1 protein-coding gene is annotated in these 737 nt (G+C 73.0%); it reads right to left on the reverse strand.

The window, feature by feature from the left end; genetic code table 11:
• A partial coding sequence (locus tag Ahu01nite_RS26500) for an ATP-binding protein (RefSeq protein WP_498370804.1) occupies positions 1 to 575 on the reverse strand: 575 nt, incomplete at its 3' end.
• Between the last annotated feature and the right edge of the window lie 162 nt (positions 576 to 737).

Raw genomic sequence — 737 nt, forward strand, 5'->3', positions numbered from 1 at the left:
TGGGGCTTCGGCTTCTGGGGGTGGTCGGCGCGCTCTTGTGGCCGGGCACCTGACGTGGCTCTGGTCCCGCCGAGGGTTCCGACGCCGGCCAGCAAGCCCGCCCCGCCGAACGCGTTCAGCGCGTCGAAGCCGCTCAGTGCTCTGACGGCGCCGCGCACGTCCACCATGTCGGGCATTCCCAGCGCCGCCCTCGTCGCGGTCCGCGCGTCCAGGAGATCGGGAATGCCGAGGACGGTTCGGGCTGCGGTCCGGGTGTCGAGGAGGTGGGGTACGCCGAGTGCTGCTCTTGCTGCGTTCCGGACGTGCAGTGCGTCGGGCACACCGATCGCGCCCAGCACACCGGCGACGCTTGGCTTCCCTACACAGTCACGGACCGTCCCGTTATCGCCTGCGCCTGATTTGTCGCTCATTTCGGGTTGCGGGGCGGCGGCGGGCGCGGGGGCGTGGTGTTCGGTGGGGAGGACGGCGTGGACGCGGAAACGGCCGTCGCCGAGGGGGCCCGCTGAGACCTGGCCGCCCGCCGCGGCCGCCCGCTCGCGCATCCCGAGCAGCCCATAGCCGGATCCGGCCTCCACCGACCCTCCCGAGCCCGAACCGCCCATGACCGAGCCGCCCGCACCCAATCCAGCCGCACCCAACCCGGTCACACCCGACCCACCCAAATTGGGCGCACCCGACCCGGCCGCACCCAGCTTGGCTCCACCCGACCCCGCTGCACCCGACCCAGCCGCACCCAA

The sequence above is a fragment of the Winogradskya humida genome, assembly GCF_016862215.1.
Taxonomy (GTDB): Bacteria; Actinomycetota; Actinomycetes; order Mycobacteriales; family Micromonosporaceae; genus Actinoplanes; species Actinoplanes humidus.